Annotated in this window: 11 protein-coding genes; 6 read left to right on the top strand and 5 right to left on the bottom strand. The window is 66.7% G+C overall.

All coding sequences use genetic code 11. From position 1 onward, the window contains the following. Nucleotides 1-230: 230 nt before the first annotated feature. A complete protein-coding gene (locus VN378_RS03900) occupies nt 231-1,646 on the bottom strand; it encodes a protein adenylyltransferase SelO (RefSeq protein WP_325741166.1) in 1,416 nt (471 codons plus the stop codon). 203 nt (nt 1,647-1,849) lie between these two features. On the opposite strand from VN378_RS03900, the gene nhaA reads away from it, so the two are divergent. Then, on the top strand, nt 1,850-3,052 hold the full coding sequence (nhaA, locus tag VN378_RS03895; RefSeq protein WP_325741164.1) for a Na+/H+ antiporter NhaA: 1,203 nt from the start codon (nt 1,850-1,852) through the stop codon (nt 3,050-3,052). A gap of 21 nt (nt 3,053-3,073) precedes the next feature. Here nhaA and VN378_RS03890 read toward each other — a convergent pair whose 3' ends face one another. Beyond that, the gene (locus VN378_RS03890) at nt 3,074-4,276 is read right to left on the bottom strand and encodes a hypothetical protein (protein ID WP_325741162.1); all 1,203 of its coding nucleotides are present in this window, start codon (nt 4,274-4,276) and stop codon (nt 3,074-3,076) included. Nucleotides 4,277-4,686: 410 nt separating this feature from the next. Here VN378_RS03890 and VN378_RS03885 point away from each other — a divergent pair, with 410 nt between their 5' ends. Beyond that, nucleotides 4,687-7,311, top strand: a complete 2,625-nt coding sequence (locus VN378_RS03885; protein ID WP_325741161.1) for a TonB-dependent receptor — start codon at nt 4,687-4,689, stop codon at nt 7,309-7,311. 352 nt (nt 7,312-7,663) lie between these two features. Here the strand turns inward: VN378_RS03885 and VN378_RS03880 are convergent, their stop codons facing one another. Both VN378_RS03880 and VN378_RS03875 read right to left on the bottom strand, forming a co-directional pair. After that, nucleotides 7,664-10,750 (bottom strand): efflux RND transporter permease subunit, encoded by a 3,087-nt coding sequence (locus VN378_RS03880; protein ID WP_325741160.1) that lies wholly within the window; start codon nt 10,748-10,750, stop codon nt 7,664-7,666. 9 nt (nt 10,751-10,759) lie between these two features. After that, the gene (locus tag VN378_RS03875; protein WP_325741158.1) at nt 10,760-11,908 is read right to left on the bottom strand and encodes an efflux RND transporter periplasmic adaptor subunit; all 1,149 of its coding nucleotides are present in this window, start codon (nt 11,906-11,908) and stop codon (nt 10,760-10,762) included. A gap of 220 nt (nt 11,909-12,128) precedes the next feature. Between VN378_RS03875 and lepA the strand changes: the two genes are divergently transcribed. The 3 genes from lepA (at nt 12,129) to VN378_RS03860 (ending at nt 15,737) form a co-directional block, all read left to right on the top strand. Next, nucleotides 12,129-13,937, top strand: coding sequence for a translation elongation factor 4 (gene lepA / locus VN378_RS03870; protein WP_325741157.1), 1,809 nt, complete (start codon nt 12,129-12,131; stop codon nt 13,935-13,937). Nucleotides 13,938-14,098: 161 nt separating this feature from the next. Next, nucleotides 14,099-15,283 (top strand): DNA (cytosine-5-)-methyltransferase, encoded by a 1,185-nt coding sequence (gene dcm, locus VN378_RS03865; RefSeq protein ID WP_325741155.1) that lies wholly within the window; start codon nt 14,099-14,101, stop codon nt 15,281-15,283. After that, nucleotides 15,276-15,737, top strand: coding sequence for a very short patch repair endonuclease (locus tag VN378_RS03860; RefSeq protein WP_325741152.1), 462 nt, complete (start codon nt 15,276-15,278; stop codon nt 15,735-15,737). Before dcm ends, VN378_RS03860 begins: the two co-directional genes overlap by 8 nt. Nucleotides 15,738-15,765: 28 nt before the next feature. On the opposite strand, the gene VN378_RS03855 is transcribed toward VN378_RS03860, so the two are convergent. Next, entirely contained in the window at nt 15,766-17,091 is a 1,326-nt protein-coding gene (locus VN378_RS03855) for an MvaI/BcnI family restriction endonuclease (RefSeq protein ID WP_325741150.1), read from the bottom strand. A gap of 213 nt (nt 17,092-17,304) precedes the next feature. Between VN378_RS03855 and VN378_RS03850 the strand changes: the two genes are divergently transcribed. Beyond that, nucleotides 17,305-17,937: a hypothetical protein gene (locus VN378_RS03850; RefSeq protein ID WP_325741148.1), complete on the top strand. Its 633-nt coding sequence runs from the start codon at nt 17,305-17,307 to the stop codon at nt 17,935-17,937. Nucleotides 17,938-17,947: the final 10 nt, after the last annotated feature.

Here is a 17,947-nt window from a genome sequence, read left to right as displayed (position 1 = left end):
GCGTGACCGTAACCATCCGTGACCGCCTTCTGCGAGAGCTACGGGGCCGAAGCGTGGCCGTAAGCATAATTCTCTGTAATGCGACGGGCGTTGCAGTGGGGTTAAGGTCAGGCCTGGAGCAGGCGGACCTCACAGGCGGGTTCGGCATGAGGACGGCTCCTTCGGTCGGACAGCGAAGCCGGGTGACCGGCCCGTCCCCTACCTACCGCCACCCTGCTGCCAGCTTGCTGTCAGCAGTCGGCCAGACTCCAGGCGGCGCCGGCTTCGCGAACCCGCGCGATCTTGGTGCTCAGGGCGCCCCAGTCGTCATCATCATCGATGGCGGTCCAGATCGCCTCGACCTCGTCGATCAGCATTTCCTCGGGCTCGGGGCGGGCGAAGACCGGATGCTCAAGCCGCTCCGGCCGGTCGGGCTGATGTTCGAACAGGGCGAAGCGGAAGGCGTCGAACGCCTCGCCCTGGTAGAGCTTGCCCCGCGGCCCGCCCAGCGCCCGCGCTGACGAGGCGAAGCCGCCGAACCAGTCGAAGAACAGCGGCTCCCAGCGCAGGGCCTCGCCGCCTTCGCGAAGCAGGGCCAGGGCCGTGTCCAGCAGCCGCTGGTCGGCGGCCTCGCCAAGGCCTTGCACGCCCAGCCGCGACAGAAAGGCGTCGCGCAGCTCGCGGATATAGGCCGGGCCGAAACCGTTCAGCGCGTCCGTCAGCGGCCCCGCGTCGGCGACCAGTTTCAGCGCCCCGCCCAGCTGGGTCAGGGCCCAGAACACCGCCTCGGGCTGGCGGGCGAAGGCGTACAGGCCCGTCTGGTCGAAATAGGCGGCGGTGAAGCCGGGCTCGTAATGCGGCAGGAACCGCCACGGGCCGTAGTCGAAGCTCTCGCCCGTGACGTTCAGATTGTCGGTGTTCAGCACCCCGTGGACGAAGCCGGCGGCGATCCACCGCGCGGTCAGCCGGGCCGAGGCCTCGACCACGGCCCGCAGGAAGCCGGCCGTATCTCCCGGAGCGACGGCGGGGTGGTAAAGGGCGCGCGCATGCTCGACCAGCGCCTCGATCATGTCCTTGCGGCCCAGATACGCCGCCCGCTGGAAGGTGCCGAAGCGGATATGGCTGTGCGACAGCCGCACCAGCACCGCCGACCGCGTCGGCGACGGCTCGTCGCCGCGTTGCAGGGGCTCGCCGGTCTCGATCAGGCTGAAGGCGCGGCTGGTGGGGACGCCGAGCGCCTCGAGCATTTCAGCCGCCAGCACCTCCCGCACCCCGCCCTTCAGGGTCAATCGTCCGTCCGCGCCGCGCGACCATGGCGTCTGGCCCGATCCCTTGGCGCCCAGGTCCAGCAGACGCCCCTGATCGTCTCTCAGCTGCGCCGCCAGAAAGCCGCGGCCGTCGCCGAGGTCGGGGTTGTAGGTGCGGAACTGATGCCCGTGATAGCGCATGGCGACGGGGCCGGGCTGGCCGGGCAGAGGCTCGAACCGGCCGAAATGGGCGATCCATTCGGTGTCGGTCAGGGAGTCCAGACCCACGCTCGCCGCCGCCCGGTCATTGCGGAACCGCAGGATGGTTTCGGGAAACGCCGCCGCCCGGACGGCGTCGCCATAGTCCTCTCCCAGATCGAAGAAGCGGGGGTCGGGGCGGCAGGCGGGCGAGACGGGCATCCGGCGCAGATGCGGCCTCCGGTCCGCCGGCGCAACCGTCGGGTCGCGGTTGAACCCCGCGCGCCATCGCGTATTGTGGTCGGCAGAGATCAGGCCGGGCTCGCCGGTCAGGCTGGCGCGCCCGCTGATGCGGCGCGAATCCGGTCCGGCGTCCGTCGATAACCGGCGCCACGACAGACCCTTCCAGAATTCCGGAGGCCGCCGTGGCGCGCAAGATTACGCTCGACTTTCTCAAGACCGAAGCCGCGTCGGGAGCGGCGCTGGCCTTCGCGGCCCTGGCGGCGCTCATCGTCGCCAACTCGCCCTGGTCCGGGACCTATTTCGCGTGGCTGAAAAGCGAACACGTGCTGCAGCTCGGCCCCGTCATACTCCAGCTGACCATCACCGAATGGATCAAGGAAGGCCTGATGGCGGTCTTCTTCCTCGTGATCGGGCTGGAAATAAAATACGAAATTCTGAGGGGCGACCTCCGGAACCCCCGCAAGCTGGCGACTCCCGTTCTGGCGGCCCTGGGCGGCATGATCGGGCCGGCCCTGGTCTATCTGGCCGTGACCGGAGCGACGGGCGGGCCGGTCGCCGGCTGGCCGATCCCCCTGGCCACCGACATCGCCTTCGCCCTTGCCGTGTTCGGCGTGGCCGCACGGGGATTGCCGTCCTCGCTGCGCGTCTTCCTGCTGACGCTCGCCATCGTCGACGATCTGGGGGCCATCGCCCTGATCGCCGTGCTGTTTTCAGGCGGGGTGGACTGGGTCCCGCTGCTCTGGGTGGCCGGTCTGCTCGTCGTCGGCGCCGTCATGGCGCGCCGGGGCGTAGCGGCGCCGTTCTGGGTGCTGGGTTTCGGCCTCATCTGGTACCTGACGGTGCTGTCGGGCCTGTCGACGGCGCTGACGGCGGTGGCCTTCGCCGTCATCGTGCCCGTCGGCCAAAGGCGCGAGGATCGCCAGAGCCCGCTGAAGGAGGCGATGCATGACCTGCATCCCTACGTCGCCTGGCTGGTCCTGCCCCTGTTCGCCTTCGCCAAGGCCGGCGTCTCGCTGACGGGCCTGTCGCTGGAGCAGGCGATGGCGCCGCTGGTGCTCGGCGTCGCCCTGGGCCTGTTCCTCGGCAAGCAGATCGGCGTGTTCGGCGCGGTCTGGCTGGCCGCCGCACTCGGGATCGGCCGCAAGCCCACCGGCGCGACCTGGCTTGAGGTCTATGGCGTCAGCGCCCTGTGCGGGGTCGGCTTCACCATCAGCCTGTTCATCGGCGTGCTGGCCTTTCCCGGCGCCGGAGAGTCGCCCGAACAGATACAGGTCAAGCTGGGCGTGATGGGCGGTTCGCTGTTGTCGGCGCTGCTGGGCGCGGTCGCCCTGCGGCTGGCGACGCAGCGGCGGCGGGCGGCGGCCCCGGCCGAGGCGGAAGGCTAGCCCGCCGCCGCGCCAGCCGGCCTATCCGCCGCCGGGCTGCACCACCCAGCCGAACACGCCCAGCATGGCGAAGAAACCGGCCACATAGGCGACCGGCACGAACCAGGCCTGCCGCACCCACTGCACCAGCGACCGCGCCTCGGGAAACAGGTTGGACACCGCGACCCCGGCCGACGAGCCGAACCAGGTCATGGTCCCGCCAAAGCCGACGGCGAAGGCGGTGATCGACCAGTCGTAGCCGCCCTGCTGAAGAGCCAGGGCCGTCAGGGGAATGTTGTCGAACACCGCCGACAGGAAGCCGAGGCCGAGCGTCGTGACCCAGGTCGGCTCGGGCAGGCTGGCCAGCGGCATGAGGGAGGCCGTGGCGACCAGCATCACCAGGAAGACGGCGCCCTTGGCGGCGTGCCGCGTCGCCGACCAGTCCGGCCGGCGCAGGAAGGCCGCGACCAGCAGCGCGGCCCACATCGCCAGGCCGAGCACCGGCGCGGTTTCCTCGACGCCCGCGAAGACGCTGTTGACGACGACATTGGCCGTGACCAGCGAAACCAGCACAAAGGCCACGATCGCCAGCCGGGTCCAATGGATCTTCAGGTCGGGCGGGCAGTGCAGCAGCGGGGGCGAAAACCGGGCCTGGGCCCGCGATCCGAAATACCCCATGATCGCAAAGGCGACGCCGGCGCCCAGGAAGGCGCCCATGACATGGAGCGGAGACACGCCCGCCAGCCACATCATCGTGGTGGTGGTGTCGCCGATGACGCTGCCCGCTCCGCCCGCATTGGCGCAGCCCACGATGGCCGCCAGATAGGCGATGCTGACGCGCCCCTGGAACACATGGCGGGCGACGACTGCGCCGATCACGGCGGCGGCGATGTTGTCGATCACCGCGGACGCCAGAAAGATAATTCCCAGCAGAACCCAGCCGGCCGTCCAGTTGTCGGGAAGGATTCGCGGGGCGAAATCCGGAAGACCGCTCTTCTCGAAATGGCTGGACAGGGTCTCGAAGCCCGTCAGCAGCAGGAACAGGTTCGCGAGGATCACCCATTCGTGGGAAAAATGGCTGGCGAGCCCGGCCAGGCCTTCGCCACCGGGAAAGGCCGTCACCAGGCCCTCATAGGCCAGGGTTGCGACCAGACCCGCCGATGTCACGGCCAGCGCGCGCCGGTGGAATATGCCGACCCCTGCGAGAGTGACGGCGAAAATGACGAACTCTATCGGAAAGGGCATATGAGGCTCGGCTGTCCTGGGGGCTCCGCCACTCTAGCGACAGGCGGCCGGTTGCGGAAAGGCAAAGCGACGGCGGCCGGGCCCTGAAGCGGAGAGCCGGGAGGGCCTGTGATGTTTCGAGGGGTCGGTCGACGGCGCAAGATTTTGGCCGAACAGACGCCGGATACTGTCCCGACCCGGGCGAATATTGACCTAGCGTCATCGGTTTCTGTCGCTTTTGCGTCACAGTCCCGGTTGCGCCACGGCGGAAATAGGGCCGGGGACCCTCGCGCTGCTTGTCGCTGACTCCGGCTTGGATTACCCCGGAGCCTGGACTTTCCGCACTCCATCAAGAAGAGCGCGGGCCAGGGATCAGGAAACGCCGCGGTCGCCGTCCTTGACGGAGTCCCGGCCCATGTCGGGGAGCGACCATGCGCCTTACCAACCTTCTTCGCACCACTGTGTCGGCCGCCGTCGTCGGCGCCTGCGCCTTCGGCCTGGCGGGCGTCGCCTCGGCCCAGACCGCGCCGCAGGATGAGCCGACGACGATCGACGACATCATCGTCACCGCCCAGAAGCGCGAGCAGAACCTGCAGGACGTGCCGATCGTGGTTACCAGCCTGTCGCAGGAAGTGCTGCAGGACGCCGGCGTCCGCGACATCAAGGACCTGCAGATCCTCACCCCCGGCATGACGGTCACCTCGACCTCGTCGGAAGCCTCGACCACCGCCCGTATCCGCGGCGTCGGCACGGTCGGCGACAACCCCGGCCTGGAAAGCTCGGTCGGCGTGGTCATCGACGGCGTCTATCGCTCGCGCAACTCGGTCGGCTTTGGCGACCTGGGCGAACTGTCCCGCATCGAGGTTCTGAAGGGCCCGCAAGGCACGCTGTTCGGCAAGAACACCTCGGCCGGCGTCATCAACATCATCACCGAGGCCCCGTCGTTCACGCCGGGCTTCAACGCCGAAGCGACCATCGGCAATTTTGACGCCATGGCCCTGTCGGCCTCGGTCACCGGACCGATCACCGAACATCTCGCCTTCCGCCTGTACGCCGCTCACCGCGAGCGCGACGGCTACCTGGACGTCAACGTCGGCGACGGCCCGCGTCGTGAATATGACGACAACAACCAGGATTTCAGCACCGTCCGCGGCCAGCTGCTGTGGCTGCCGAACGACAACACCTCGGTCCGCGTGATCGCCGACTATTCGACGCGCGAAGAATATTGCTGCATCGGCACCCAGATCCGCACCGGCCCGACCTATCCCTTCGTCGACGCCCTCTCGACCGGCACGGGCCAGCGCCCGCCGGCCGCCGGCTTCGGACCCCTGCCGTTCCTGCGCACCGGCTACGCCAACCGCGCCGACGGTCAGGATGTCGAGGACAAGGGCGTGTCGGTCGAGGTCAATATCGACATGCCGTCGCTGTTCGGCGGCGCGACCCTGACCTCGGTCACCTCGGCGCGCAAATGGAGCTCCAGCCTCGGCCAGGACATCGACTACACCGGGGCCGACCTGCTGTATCGCGTCAAGGACGGCGACTACGGATTCGAGGTCGATAACCTGACCCAGGAATTCCGTCTGGCCGGCTCGAATGACACCCTCGACTGGCTGGTCGGCGTCTTCGCCACCAAGGAGGACATCAACCGGACCGACAGCTACTATTTCGGCGCTGACTATACGCCGTTCCTGTCGCTCCTGCTCAGCGCCCGTCTGAACGCGGTGAACCCGGCCCTGCCGATCAGCCCCGCCACCATCGGCTGCTACACGCGTCCGGCCCAGACGGCCCCCGGCTTCGGCGGCTGTCTGGCGACGGGCGGCATGTCGCCCGCCGGTCCGACGGCGGCCACCGGTCCCGGCTTCATCGTCGGCCAGGGCGTCGAGGACAACTACGACCAGGAATCGACCTCGTTCGCCATCTTCACCAACAACAGCTGGCACGTCACCGACGCCTTCGACATCACCCTGGGCCTCCGCTACACCCTGGATGACAAGACGCTCGAGGCGCAGCAGCGCAACATCAACGGCAACGGCGCCACCTGCGCCGCCGCCCTGGGCAACGCCGCCGCCATCGGCGCGGTGCTGGGCGCCGCGAACACGCCGACCATCCTCGGCAACTTCTGCCTTCCCTGGGCGAACGCGGCCTACAACAACCGCAACATCTCGGAGGGCTTCGACGACGGCGAGCTGAGCGGAACGATCAAGGCGTCGTACCGCCTGAACCCCTCGATCCTGACCTATGTGTCGTACGCCCGCGGCTACAAGAGCTTCGGCTACAACCTGGACCGGGTGCAGACCGGCATCACGCCCAACGCCTCGCTGCTGTTCCCGTCGGAAGTCGTCGACAGCTACGAAGCCGGCGTCAAGATGACCCTGCTGGACCGCAGCCTGCTGCTGAACGCGACCTACTTCGACCAGACGTTCACCGACTTCCAGCTCAACACCTTCCTCGGCACCGCCTTCGTGGTGGAGTCGATCCCCGAACTGACCTCGCGCGGCGTCGACGCCGACTTCCTGTGGTTCAGCCCGATCGAGGGTCTGAGCTTCCAGGGCGGCGTCACCTGGACCGACGCCAAATACGGGAACTTCACCGCGGCCGACCTGTCGAGCCCGGGCAACTTCCCGCAACTGTCGCTGCTCCCCGGCGCCCGCGCCTCGTTCGCGCCGGAATGGTCGGCCACCGCCTCGATCAACTTCGATCGCAGCATCGGCAGCGGCCTGCGCGCGGGCTTCAGCCTCGCCGGCAAATACATGGACGACTACAACACCGGCTCGGACCTGCTGCCCTACAAGCTGCAGGAAGCGTTCACGACGCTGAACGGCCGCATCATGCTCGGCGCCGAGGATGAGTCATGGACCGCCGAGCTCTGGGTCCAGAACCTGACCGACGAGGAATACATCCAGGTCGCCTACAACGCTCCGCTGCAAGGCGGCGCCTTCCAGAGCACGGTCCAGCCGAACGGCACCTATTACAACCCGGCTCTGGACACCCAGACCTACGACGCCTTCCTGGGCCAGCCGCGCACCTACGGCGCGACCCTGCGCTTCAAGTACTAGTCAACGCGCCGCAAGGCGGGACGACGCAGCCGGCCGGGGGAAACCCCGGCCGGTTTTGTTTTGAGCGGACGGCGGAGTTTGCTTGTACCCCCGCCGACGCCGCGACGGCGCTTAAGGGGCAACGGGGGATCAGGCCAACACAATCCCGTGCATCCCCGCGAAGGCGGGGACCCAGGCTTTGGTCAGGGAGCGCGCCCGGGACCGCTGAACCGGTCCTCGAACAAAGATGTGAGCTGTCGCTCAAACCTGGGTCCCCGCCTTCGCGGGGATGCACGGGTTCCCTTGTCCCTGTCCACGCCCCGTTGCATGCGCCCTTCGCCCCGCAAGGCGAGAAGAGGCTACAGCCCGTTCCCTATTCCGCGGGCGTCGCCTCGGGCGCCGGCGGCGCGTGGCGCTGGCCCGCGAACATCTTGCTCATGCGCCGGGCGAAGAAGCCGGCGATGTCGTCCACGATGGTGAAGATCGGCGGAATGAACAGCAGCGACAGGAAGGTCGAGGAGATCAGCCCCCCGACCACGGCGATGGCCATGGGCTGGCGGAACTCCACGTCGGCGCCCCAGCCGACGGCCACGGGCATCATGCCGGCGCCCATGGCGAAGGTGGTCATCAGGATGGGCCGCGCCCGCTTGTGGGCGGCGTCCATGATGGCGTCCCAGCGCTTCATCCCGTCCTTCTCGGCCATGACGATATAGTCGACCAGCAGGATGGAGTTCTTGGCCGCGATCCCCATCAGCATCAGCACCCCGATCAGCGACGAGATCGAGAAGCTGGAGCCTCCGATCATCAACGCCACGAAGGCGCCGCCGATGGCCAGCGGCAGCGAGGCCATGATGGTGACCGGATAGGCGAAGCTGCGGAACAGCAGCACCAGCACGGCGTACATCAGCAGGATGCCGGTCGCGAAGGCGACGGCGAAGCCGGTGATCATCTCCTGGATGAACTCGGCGTCCCCTGCGGGCACCTGACGCACCCCGGTCGGCAGGTTGCGGACAGTCGGCAGCTTCTTGACCGCCGCGTCGGCCTCGCCCGAACGGATGCCGTCCAGCTCGGCGGTGATTGAGGCGATACGCGACCGGTCCTGACGCAGCACCTGCGACGGGCCGGATCCGAACTGGATGTCGGCCACGGCGCTCAGCGGCACGGCGCCGCCGTCGTTGGTGGGCACCCGCAGGGTCTCCAGCACCGACAGGTCCTCGCGCGCCGCCTCCGTCAGCTGCAGGCGGATCGGCACCTGACGGTCGCCCAGATTGTATTTGGGCAGGTTCTGCGCCACGTCGCCGATGGTGGCGACGCGGATGGTCTGGGAGATGTCGCCGGTCGACACGCCCATCAGGGCGGCCTGGTCAGGGCGCGGGGTGACGAGGATTTCCGGCCGCGCGATCGAGGCGGTGTTGACCACATTGGCCAGCCCCGGAACGGTGCGCATCTCGGCCTCGATCTTGCGGGCTGCGGCCTGCAGGGCCGCCGGATTGTCGCTGAGGATGGCGAAGGTGTAGCTCGTCCCGTCCGAAGGCCCGCCGCCCTGGTTGCCTGTGCCGGCGCCGATCCGGGCGCCCGGAATGGCCTTCCAGCCATCGACCATCTCGCGCGCGAATTCCTGCTGGCTCAGCGCGCGTTCGCCCTTGTCGACCATGTCCGCATAGACATTGGCCTGGTTGACGTCCTGGCCGCCGACCGCGGCGTAGACCGAGGTGACTTCCGGCCGCTCGCGCAGATCGCGGGTGACCTGCTGAACAATGGCGTCGGTCTGGCGCAGGGTCGCGCCGGGCGGCAGTTCGATCGAGAAGGCCGCGCGCGACTGGTCGCCCGAGGGCGAGAATTCGAACGGCACCTTGGTGGCCAGGAAGCCGCAGCCGATGAACAGGACGGTGCCCAGGGCGAACACCTTCCAGCGATTGGCCAGCGACCAGCGCAGCGAGCTCAGATAGGTCCCCATCCAGAACGGGTCGGCGTCCTCATGCTTCTGATGCTTCAGCAAATAGGCGGCCATCAGCGGCGTCAGCGTCCGCGCCACGACCAGCGAGAAGGCCACGGAGACGCAGGCGGCCAGGGCGAAGGCCTTGAAGAACTGGCCGATGATGCCCGGCATGAAGCCGACCGGCGCGAACACCGCCAGAATGGTGGCGGTAGTGGCCACGACGGCCAGACCGATCTCGTCCGCCGCCTCCATGGAAGCGTGATAGGGCGACTTTCCGTCCCGCATGTGCCGGACGATGTTCTCGATCTCCACGATGGCGTCGTCGACCAGAATGCCCACCGTCAGCGACAGGGCCAGCAGGGTGACGACGTTCAGCGACTGGTCCAGCGGCCCCAGGATGGCGAAGGCGGGGATCAGCGACAGCGGCATGGCCGTGGCGGTGATGAAGGTCGCGCGCCAGTCCCTGAGGAAGATGAACACCACGATGACCGCCAGACCGGCGCCCAGCAGCAGGGCCTCGATCGAGGCGAGGTAGCTCTCCTCGATATATTCGACGCTGGAGGTGACCTTCTCGATGGTCAGTTCGGGATGGGCCTCGTCGATCTCGGCCACGCGCTCGCGGACCTTTTCGGAAACCTTGACCTCGCTGGCGCTGCGCGAACGCAGGAAGTTGAAGGTGACCGCTTCCTGGCCGTTGTAGCGGGCCAGACGGCGCGGTTCGCTCCAGTGATCCTCGACCGTGCCCAGGTCGCCCAGACGGGCGGAGCGGCCGCCGGCGAGGGGGATCAGGGTCTCGCGCAGCTGCTCGATCGAACCGGCGGCGCCGAGGGTCCGGATCGACCGCTCGGAGCCCGAGATGGTCACCCGGCCGCCGGGCAGGTCGTTGTTGACCGAGGTCAGCGCCTGGCTGACCTGGGCCGCCGTCAGGCCGAACGAGGCGAGGCGGTCGGGATCCAGCTGGACGCGGATCTCGCGGTCGACGCCGCCCGAACGGTTGACCTCGCCGACGCCGCTGATGGACAGCAGCGAGCGGCTGACCTCGTTGTCGATGAACCAGCTGATCTCTTCCGGCGTCATGGTCGACGAGCGGACCACCCAGGTGATCAGGGCGTCGCCGGTGATGTCGATGCGCTGGACGCTGGGCTCCTGCATGTCCTGCGGCAGGTCGGCGCGCAGGCCGCTCATGGCGTTGCGGACGTCGTTGGTGGCGCGTTCGGTGTCGGTGCCCAGCTCGAACTCGATGGTCGTCTGGGACGAGCCGTCCAGCACCTGGGAGTTGATGTGGCGCACCCCGGGCAGGCCGGCGAGGGAGTCCTCGATCAGCCGCGTGACCTGGACTTCCATCTCGCTGGGCGCGGCGCCGGGCCGGCCCGCATAGACGCTGATCAGCGGGAAATCGATGTCGGGGTTGTTGTTGATCCGCATCCCCATGAAGCCGTTGACGCCAGCCAGCGTCAGCAACACGAACATGAGGATGATCGGGATCGGATTCTTGATCGACCAGGATGAGATGTTTTTCATCGTCCGGCCCTATTTCTTCGCCGGAGCGGCGGCGCGAACCGGAGCGGCGCGGGCGGCCGGCGCGATGGTCACGCGATCACCCTCGCCGAGGAAGCCGGCCCCCGCGACCACGACCCGCGCGCCCGCGGCCAGACCGCTGACCGCCGTCGAATTGGTCGTACGCGACAGCACCGTCACGGGCTGGAAATGGGCCCGGTTGTCGGTCCCCAGCACGAAGACCCCCGCGCGGTTCTCGCGATAGAGCACGGAGGCGGTCGGCACGGTCACGGCCGGTTGGTCGCCGACCTGGATGCGGGCGCGGGCGAACATGCCGGGACGGAAGCCGCCGCCGTTCAGCGCGATGCGGGCGGTTCCCAACCGGTTTTCGGCGTTGACCTCGGGCGTCACGATACGGACTCGGCCGGTGGTCTCGCCGACCTGGTCGGACGAGACGACGGCGCTCTGGCCCGCGCGGACCAGAGCCATGTCGGTCTCCGGCACCTGGGCGTCCAGTTCCAGCCGGCCGTCGCGGACGATGCGGAACAGCTCGGTTCCGGGCGAGATGATCTGGCCGCGCGTGACGCTGCGGCTGATGACCAGACCCGAGACCGGGGCCTTGATGGTCGCCTGCGACAGGCGCGTGCGGGTTTCGGACAGGGAGGCCTGGGCCGCCGCCACATTGGCGCTCGACGCGCGCTGGTTGGCCAGGGCGGTGTCCAGCGAGGCCTGGCTGAGGAAGCCGCGCTCCTTCAGTTCCTGGGCGCGGCCCAGGGCGGCCTGGTCGCGGGCCGCATTGGCCTCGGCCGTCTGCACCGCCGCCTGCTGCTGGCGCAGCTGGGCGCGCAGCAGGGCGTCGTTCATCTGCACCAGCGGCTGGCCCTGACGGACATAGGTCCCTTCGTCGACATAGACCCCGGTGGCGGTGAGCCCGCCGGTCTCGGCGCCCACGGGCACCTCTTCCCAGGCCGAGACGGTGCCCGAGGCGGTGACCGTGCGCGGCAGGTTCTGCAGCGAGGCGGTCACGACCGAGACGGTCTGGCTGGAGGCGCCGCCGCCGGCCTTCGCGCCGGCCTTGGCTTCGGCCTTCTTCGCATCGCCTTCGCCGCCGCAGGCCGCCAGGGCCAGGCTGACGATCACGACCGCCGCGCCGGTCCGCATGTTCCGCATGGTGTTGCTCACGTCTGATCCCCTTTGCGCCGCGCCGGGGAGGCGGCGCCGACTGATGGTCGCCCGTCCCGGGCGCGCTGTCATCAGCTGTTGAATAGCGGGTCGGCGAGCGCTTCTCAAACGCGAATCCGTCCCGTTACCGCGAAGTAATCCGCCACCGCGCCTGTGGCCGGGGGCCGAGGGGACGGCGTCCGCGTTGGCGATTCCGCCCCGCCGTGCTACCGGCGCGGCCATGACGACCCCTCCCATCGACCGTATCCGGAATTTCTCCGTTGTCGCCCACATCGACCACGGCAAATCCACCCTGTCCGACCGCCTGATTCAGGTGACCGGCGGCCTGACCGCGCGCGAGATGTCGGCGCAAGTCCTTGATAATATGGAAATTGAGAAGGAGCGGGGGATCACGATCAAGGCGCAGACGGTGCGGCTGAACTATACGGCGAAGGACGGGCTCGACTACGTCCTGAACCTGATGGACACGCCGGGGCACGTCGACTTCGCCTATGAGGTCAGCCGGTCGCTGGCCGCCTGCGAGGGCTCCCTGCTGGTCGTCGACGCGTCGCAGGGCGTGGAAGCCCAGACCCTGGCCAATGTCTACCAGGCCATCGACAACAACCACGAGATCGTCCCCGTCCTCAACAAGATCGACCTGCCCGCGGCCGAGCCCGAGCGCGTCCGACAGCAGATCGAGGACGTCATCGGCATCGACGCCTCGGAGGCCGTGCTGTGCAGCGCCAAGTCCGGCATCGGCATCGAGGACGTGCTGGAGGCCATCGTCACCCGCCTGCCGGCGCCCAAGGGCGACCCCGACGCCCCGCTCAAGGCCCTGCTGGTCGACGCCTGGTACGACCCCTATCTGGGCGTCGTCGTCCTGGTCCGCGTCTTCGACGGCACGCTGAAGACCGGCCAGCGCGTCAAGATGATGCAGAACGGCTCGACCCATCTGATCGACCGCGTCGGCGTCTTCACGCCCAGGAACACCCCGGTCGACCAGCTCGGCCCCGGCGAGGTCGGCTTCATCACCGCCCAGATCAAGGAGGTCGCCCACGCCGCCGTCGGCGACACCATCACCGACGAGAAGAAGCCCACCGCCGAACCGCTCAAGGGCTTCAAGGAAGTCCAGTCCGTCGTCTTCTGCGGCCTGTTCCCGGTCGACGCCGCCGATTTCGAGGACCTGCGCGCCGCCATCGGCCGCCTGCGCCTCAACGACGCGTCATTCACCTATGAGATGGAATCCAGCGCCGCCCTCGGCTTCGGCTTCCGCTGCGGCTTCCTCGGCCTGCTGCATCTGGAGATCATCCAGGAGCGGCTCAGCCGCGAGTTCAACCTCGACCTGATCGCGACCGCCCCGTCGGTCGTCTATAAAATCGCCCTGCGCGACGGCTCCGAGATCGAGCTGCACAATCCGGCCGACCTGCCCGACGTCATGCAGATCATGGAAATCAGCGAGCCGTGGATCAAGGCGACCATCCTGACCCCCGACGAATACCTCGGCGGCGTCATCAAGCTGTGCCAGGACCGCCGCGGCTCCCAGGTCGAACTGTCCTACGTCGGATCCCGCGCCCTGGTGGTCTATGAGCTGCCGCTGAACGAGGTCGTGTTCGACTTCTACGACCGGCTGAAATCCATCTCCAAGGGTTACGCCTCGTTCGACTACGAACTGTCGGACTACAAGGTCGGCGACCTGGTCAAGATGAACATCCTCGTCAACAGCGAGCCCGTCGACGCCCTGTCCATGCTGGTCCACCGCGGCCGGGCCGAGATGCGTGGGCGCAGCATGGTCGAGAAGATGAAGGAGCTGATCCCCCCGCACCTGTTCGTCATCCCGATCCAGGCCGCCATCGGCGGCAAGATCATCGCCCGCGAGACGGTGCGGGCCCTGCGCAAGGACGTGACCAGCAAATGCTACGGCGGCGACGCCACCCGGAAGAAGAAGCTGCTGGAGAAGCAGAAGGCGGGGAAGAAGCGGATGCGCCAGTTCGGGAAGGTGGAGATCCCGCAGGAGGCGTTCATCGCGGCGCTGAAGATGGACGAGGATTGAGGGCTTACGCTGCCCCTCATCGGTGAGGTGCTAGGGTAGAACCGGAGAAAGTGTCCGACTTGAGGTTGGTAAGCTCTTGTTCCTGACTTGTTCTCCTGGCAGAATCTCCTCAGTCTGCCACCCTCAACAAGCGCGGAATCGCCGTGTCGGAGTATGCCCTAATGGTGAAACAGGCCGGACAGGCGACCGCCGACGTGGCGGTAAGCTTGGGTCTTATTGACGGTCCGGTCACGCCTGCGGCTCCGCAACCCAAGCTGAAACTGTTGCGCGGCGGCAAGGATCAGCCGCCCGCTGACTTCACCTTCATCGACCTGTTCGCCGGGATCGGCGGGCTGCGGCGCGGGTTTGAATCGATCGGCGGGCGCTGCGTCTTCACGTCCGAGTGGGACAAGTACAGCCAGAAGACCTACGCCGCGAACTTCCCCGACGACGACCACGAGATCAACGGCGACATCACCAAGGTGGATGTCGCCGACATCCCGGCGCACGACGTGCTGCTGGCCGGTTTTCCGTGCCAGCCGTTCTCGATCGCGGGCGTGTCCAAGAAGAACGCCCTGGGCCGCGTCCACGGGTTTGAGGACAAGACCCAGGGGACGCTGTTCTTCGATGTGGCGCGGATCATCAAACATCATCAGCCCGCTGCCTTCCTGCTGGAGAACGTCCGCAACCTGGTCAGTCACGACAAGGGAAAGACGTTCCAGACGATCAAGGACGTGCTGACCGAGGAGTTGGGCTACACGATCGACTTCCGGGTCATCGACGGCCGTCACTGGACGCCGCAGCATCGGGAACGGATTTTTATCGTCGGTTTCCGGGCCGATCAGGGCTTCCGCTTTGCGGATATGAAGCTGCCGGACGCCGCGCCGAAGCTGGTCGAGATTCTGCATCTCGAAGGCGATGAATCTGAAATTCCCGACCAGAAATATACCGTCGGTAATTCGGGCCGTGTGGCGGACAAGTACACCCTGACAGACCACCTTTGGAACTATCTCCAGCGCTACAAGGAGAAGCACCAGGCCGCCGGCAATGGCTTTGGTTTCGGTTTGGTGGGGCCGGAGAACGTCGCGCGGACGTTGTCAGCCCGCTACTACAAGGACGGGTCGGAGATCCTGATCAAGCGAGGTGAGGGCGAAACGCCTCGCCGCCTTACGCCCCGCGAGTGTGCGCGTTTGATGGGTTTCGATTCTCCTCGCGGCGCGGAGTTCATCATTCCCGTCTCTGACACCCAGGCCTATCGCCAGTTCGGCAATTCTGTTGTGGTGCCGGCTGTGAAAGCCGTCGCCGAACATATGAAGCCGCACCTCTTCGCCGCGCTCGGGAAACGGCCGAAGGCCGGGGTTGGCTGACGTCGTCGATCCGGCGACCCGCAGCCGGATGATGTCCGGCATCCGGGGCAAGGACACGAAACCGGAATTGATGATCCGCAAGGCGCTGCATGCGCGCGGGTTTCGCTATCGGCTGCACTGCGATCTGCCGGGTAAGCCGGATATCTGTCTGCCGAAGCATCGGGCGGTGATTTTTGTGCATGGCTGCTTCTGGCACGGGCACGACTGTCATCTGTTCAAATGGCCGAAGACGCGACCGGAGTTTTGGGAAGCGAAGATCAAACGGAACCGGGAGGTGGATGCGGTTTCGACCGCCGCACTCTTGGCAGGAGGCTGGAGGGTGGGTGCAATATGGGAATGCGCCCTCAAGGGTCGGACTCGCGTACCCTTGGAAAGGGTGCTCGACGAGTGCGAGGCATGGTTGACCGGTAACTGTTCAATCCTTGAAATCCGGAGCGCTCCGACACGGCCATGAGCCCCCGCGCCTTCAGGACGGTACCGTATCAACTCACTAAGTTGATGATCTCATGGCGATGATACATTTGCGTGAGATTTGAGTGTTGGACCCGGAACTGGCTGCGCCTGTGGAGTGTCAGCTTACCGGTTGACGCCTTCTCAAGTTTCAAGGCGGGGTCATAATAGACCGCCCCTGAAGCGAACGCTTTCAAGAACAGTATGAAATCAGTCTGTTCGCAGAGGAGAATCTGCGAACCGTACGAATACTCCGGCGGTGGTGTGCGGAAGAGTGAGGGCACGTAAGCCGCTTGAGCATGCTTCCTGTTCCAATGGGCCATCAAGCCTGAAAAGGACCAGGTTGCGGCTTCTTCGCCGTCCTTGGTGACGAGCGCCAGTCCGCCGTCCATGTCGTTTATTTTCCCGGCCGCGGCATCAAATCCCTTGAGGGTCATGCGAAGTCCGGTGTCGTCATGCACGGTCTTCTGACAAGAATAAATTCCACCGAAGTTGGTTCTGTCGGGCTTCCCGCTCTTGTCAGGGTACCCGAAACGCTCGACGAATTTTTCCGCCGATCCGGTCTTGTAGAAGCCACCAGTTGGCTCCGGCGTGAAGAGTGTCACCACCGACTTGGGTGCAAACTTGATGAAGTCTCTGACGCCGTACTGCTTCACTTCCCAGCCCATGAAGTCGGGTTCGGCATACCCGTTTGGCCGGACGCCGAGTTCTGCCTCGAGGGTATAGCCACCCCCGTTTCGGGCCGAATAGGGGGCCTTTGCTCCGGTCGCTGTGAGCTTCTGCGAAGCGATCCACTGCAAGCCATAGATCCTGCGCAGTTGCGCGAGGAGGATCGCTTTCGGATCGGTCGGGCCATCGAGGCTGAGTGGTAGCTCGAGAAAGACGCCCAGCGTGGGCCATGACCTCGCGTCAAGCTCTTTGGAGATCGCGCTGTCGCTAGCGGCGGCAAACCCCAGAACCTCTCCGGCTCGCGTGACCCCGAAAAACAAGACGCGCCCCTCGTCGCGTATCGTCATCAAGTTATTGGGCGCGGACCTGCAACCACGCAGAAAGCCGGACATTCGAACTTCGGGATAGTCTGGATAGAGGATGAGGTTTGCGTCGGGTGCGACGTACTTGCCCTCCCCATCAACCCATAAAAAGTTGAGCGCGGCTTTGGGGCGATCCTGCTTACTGCCGCCGCGTGAGGTCGTGTCGATATAGATCTCACCGTGAGGAAGAACGTTTAGTGCTGCAAAGCCGCCCCCAAGATACACTTGGTTCTTGGAGTTGTCGTTCGATGAGAGCTTCTTCGCGTAGACGCGGTATGCGCCATGGTGCGTCATCAGCGCTAGCAAGCGTGCGAGTGAATTGATCAAAGCCCAGCCTCAAGAACTGTTTGCACCTTGACCGTATCTCGCGTCAGGAGACGTGGATAGCGGATCATTCTATCTACGGGAGAGGCGCTGAGATTGCTCTCGAGTGCTCTTCTCAAGACTTTACCTCGCATCCCGACTCCCCGCCCCGCCTGCGTTTGCGGGCCGATTCCGCTCTATTCCCGGCGCCCGTCGGGGCGGGCCTATCCTTTCGGGATGACCGAAGCGCCCCTCGCCAACACCTTTCCCCACCGCACCCCCAAAGGGCCGCGCAAGCCGCGCGATCCGGATGCGCCCGCCCACTATCGCCTGTCGAAGGAGACGTGGGAGATCATCCTCAAGGAGTATGTCGAGGGGGCGACGGCGCCGTTTCTGGTGCTGAAATGGCGGGTGTCGATCCATGCCTTGCGGCGGCGGATCACCCAGCACGGGGCGACCAAGCGCGACTGGGGCGACGCCCAGGCGATCGGGCAGGCGGTGGCGCGCGAGGCCGAACTGGAAGAGGCGCGGCGTAACAGTCCCGAGGCGGTGGCGGCGCGGCTGTTCGACGGGATCGCGGAACTGGACGAGGATGCGGCGGGCGATCCGACGGCGCTGGCGAAGGTGGCGACGCGGGCCTCGGGCCGGGCCATGACCGGGCGGCTGTGGGCCGAGGCGCGGGCGCTGGTCGGGCTGGCCGAGGGCTATGCCCGGCTGGCCGACCGGGCCGCGCGGAGCGTGGGCGACGCCTGGGGGCAGGAGCCGGACGAGGCGGCCTTCGAGGCGGTGCGGCGCAAGGTGCTGGGGATGGACTGGACGGCGCAGCTCGAGCGCGATGCGCAGGCCGGGCGGGTGAGTGACGAGGGGTGAACGATGGCAG

Source organism: Brevundimonas sp. (assembly GCF_035561115.1).
Taxonomy (GTDB): Bacteria; Pseudomonadota; Alphaproteobacteria; order Caulobacterales; family Caulobacteraceae; genus Brevundimonas.
Note: the sequence above shows the minus strand (reverse complement) of the source record. Positions and strands in the feature narration are given on the sequence as shown.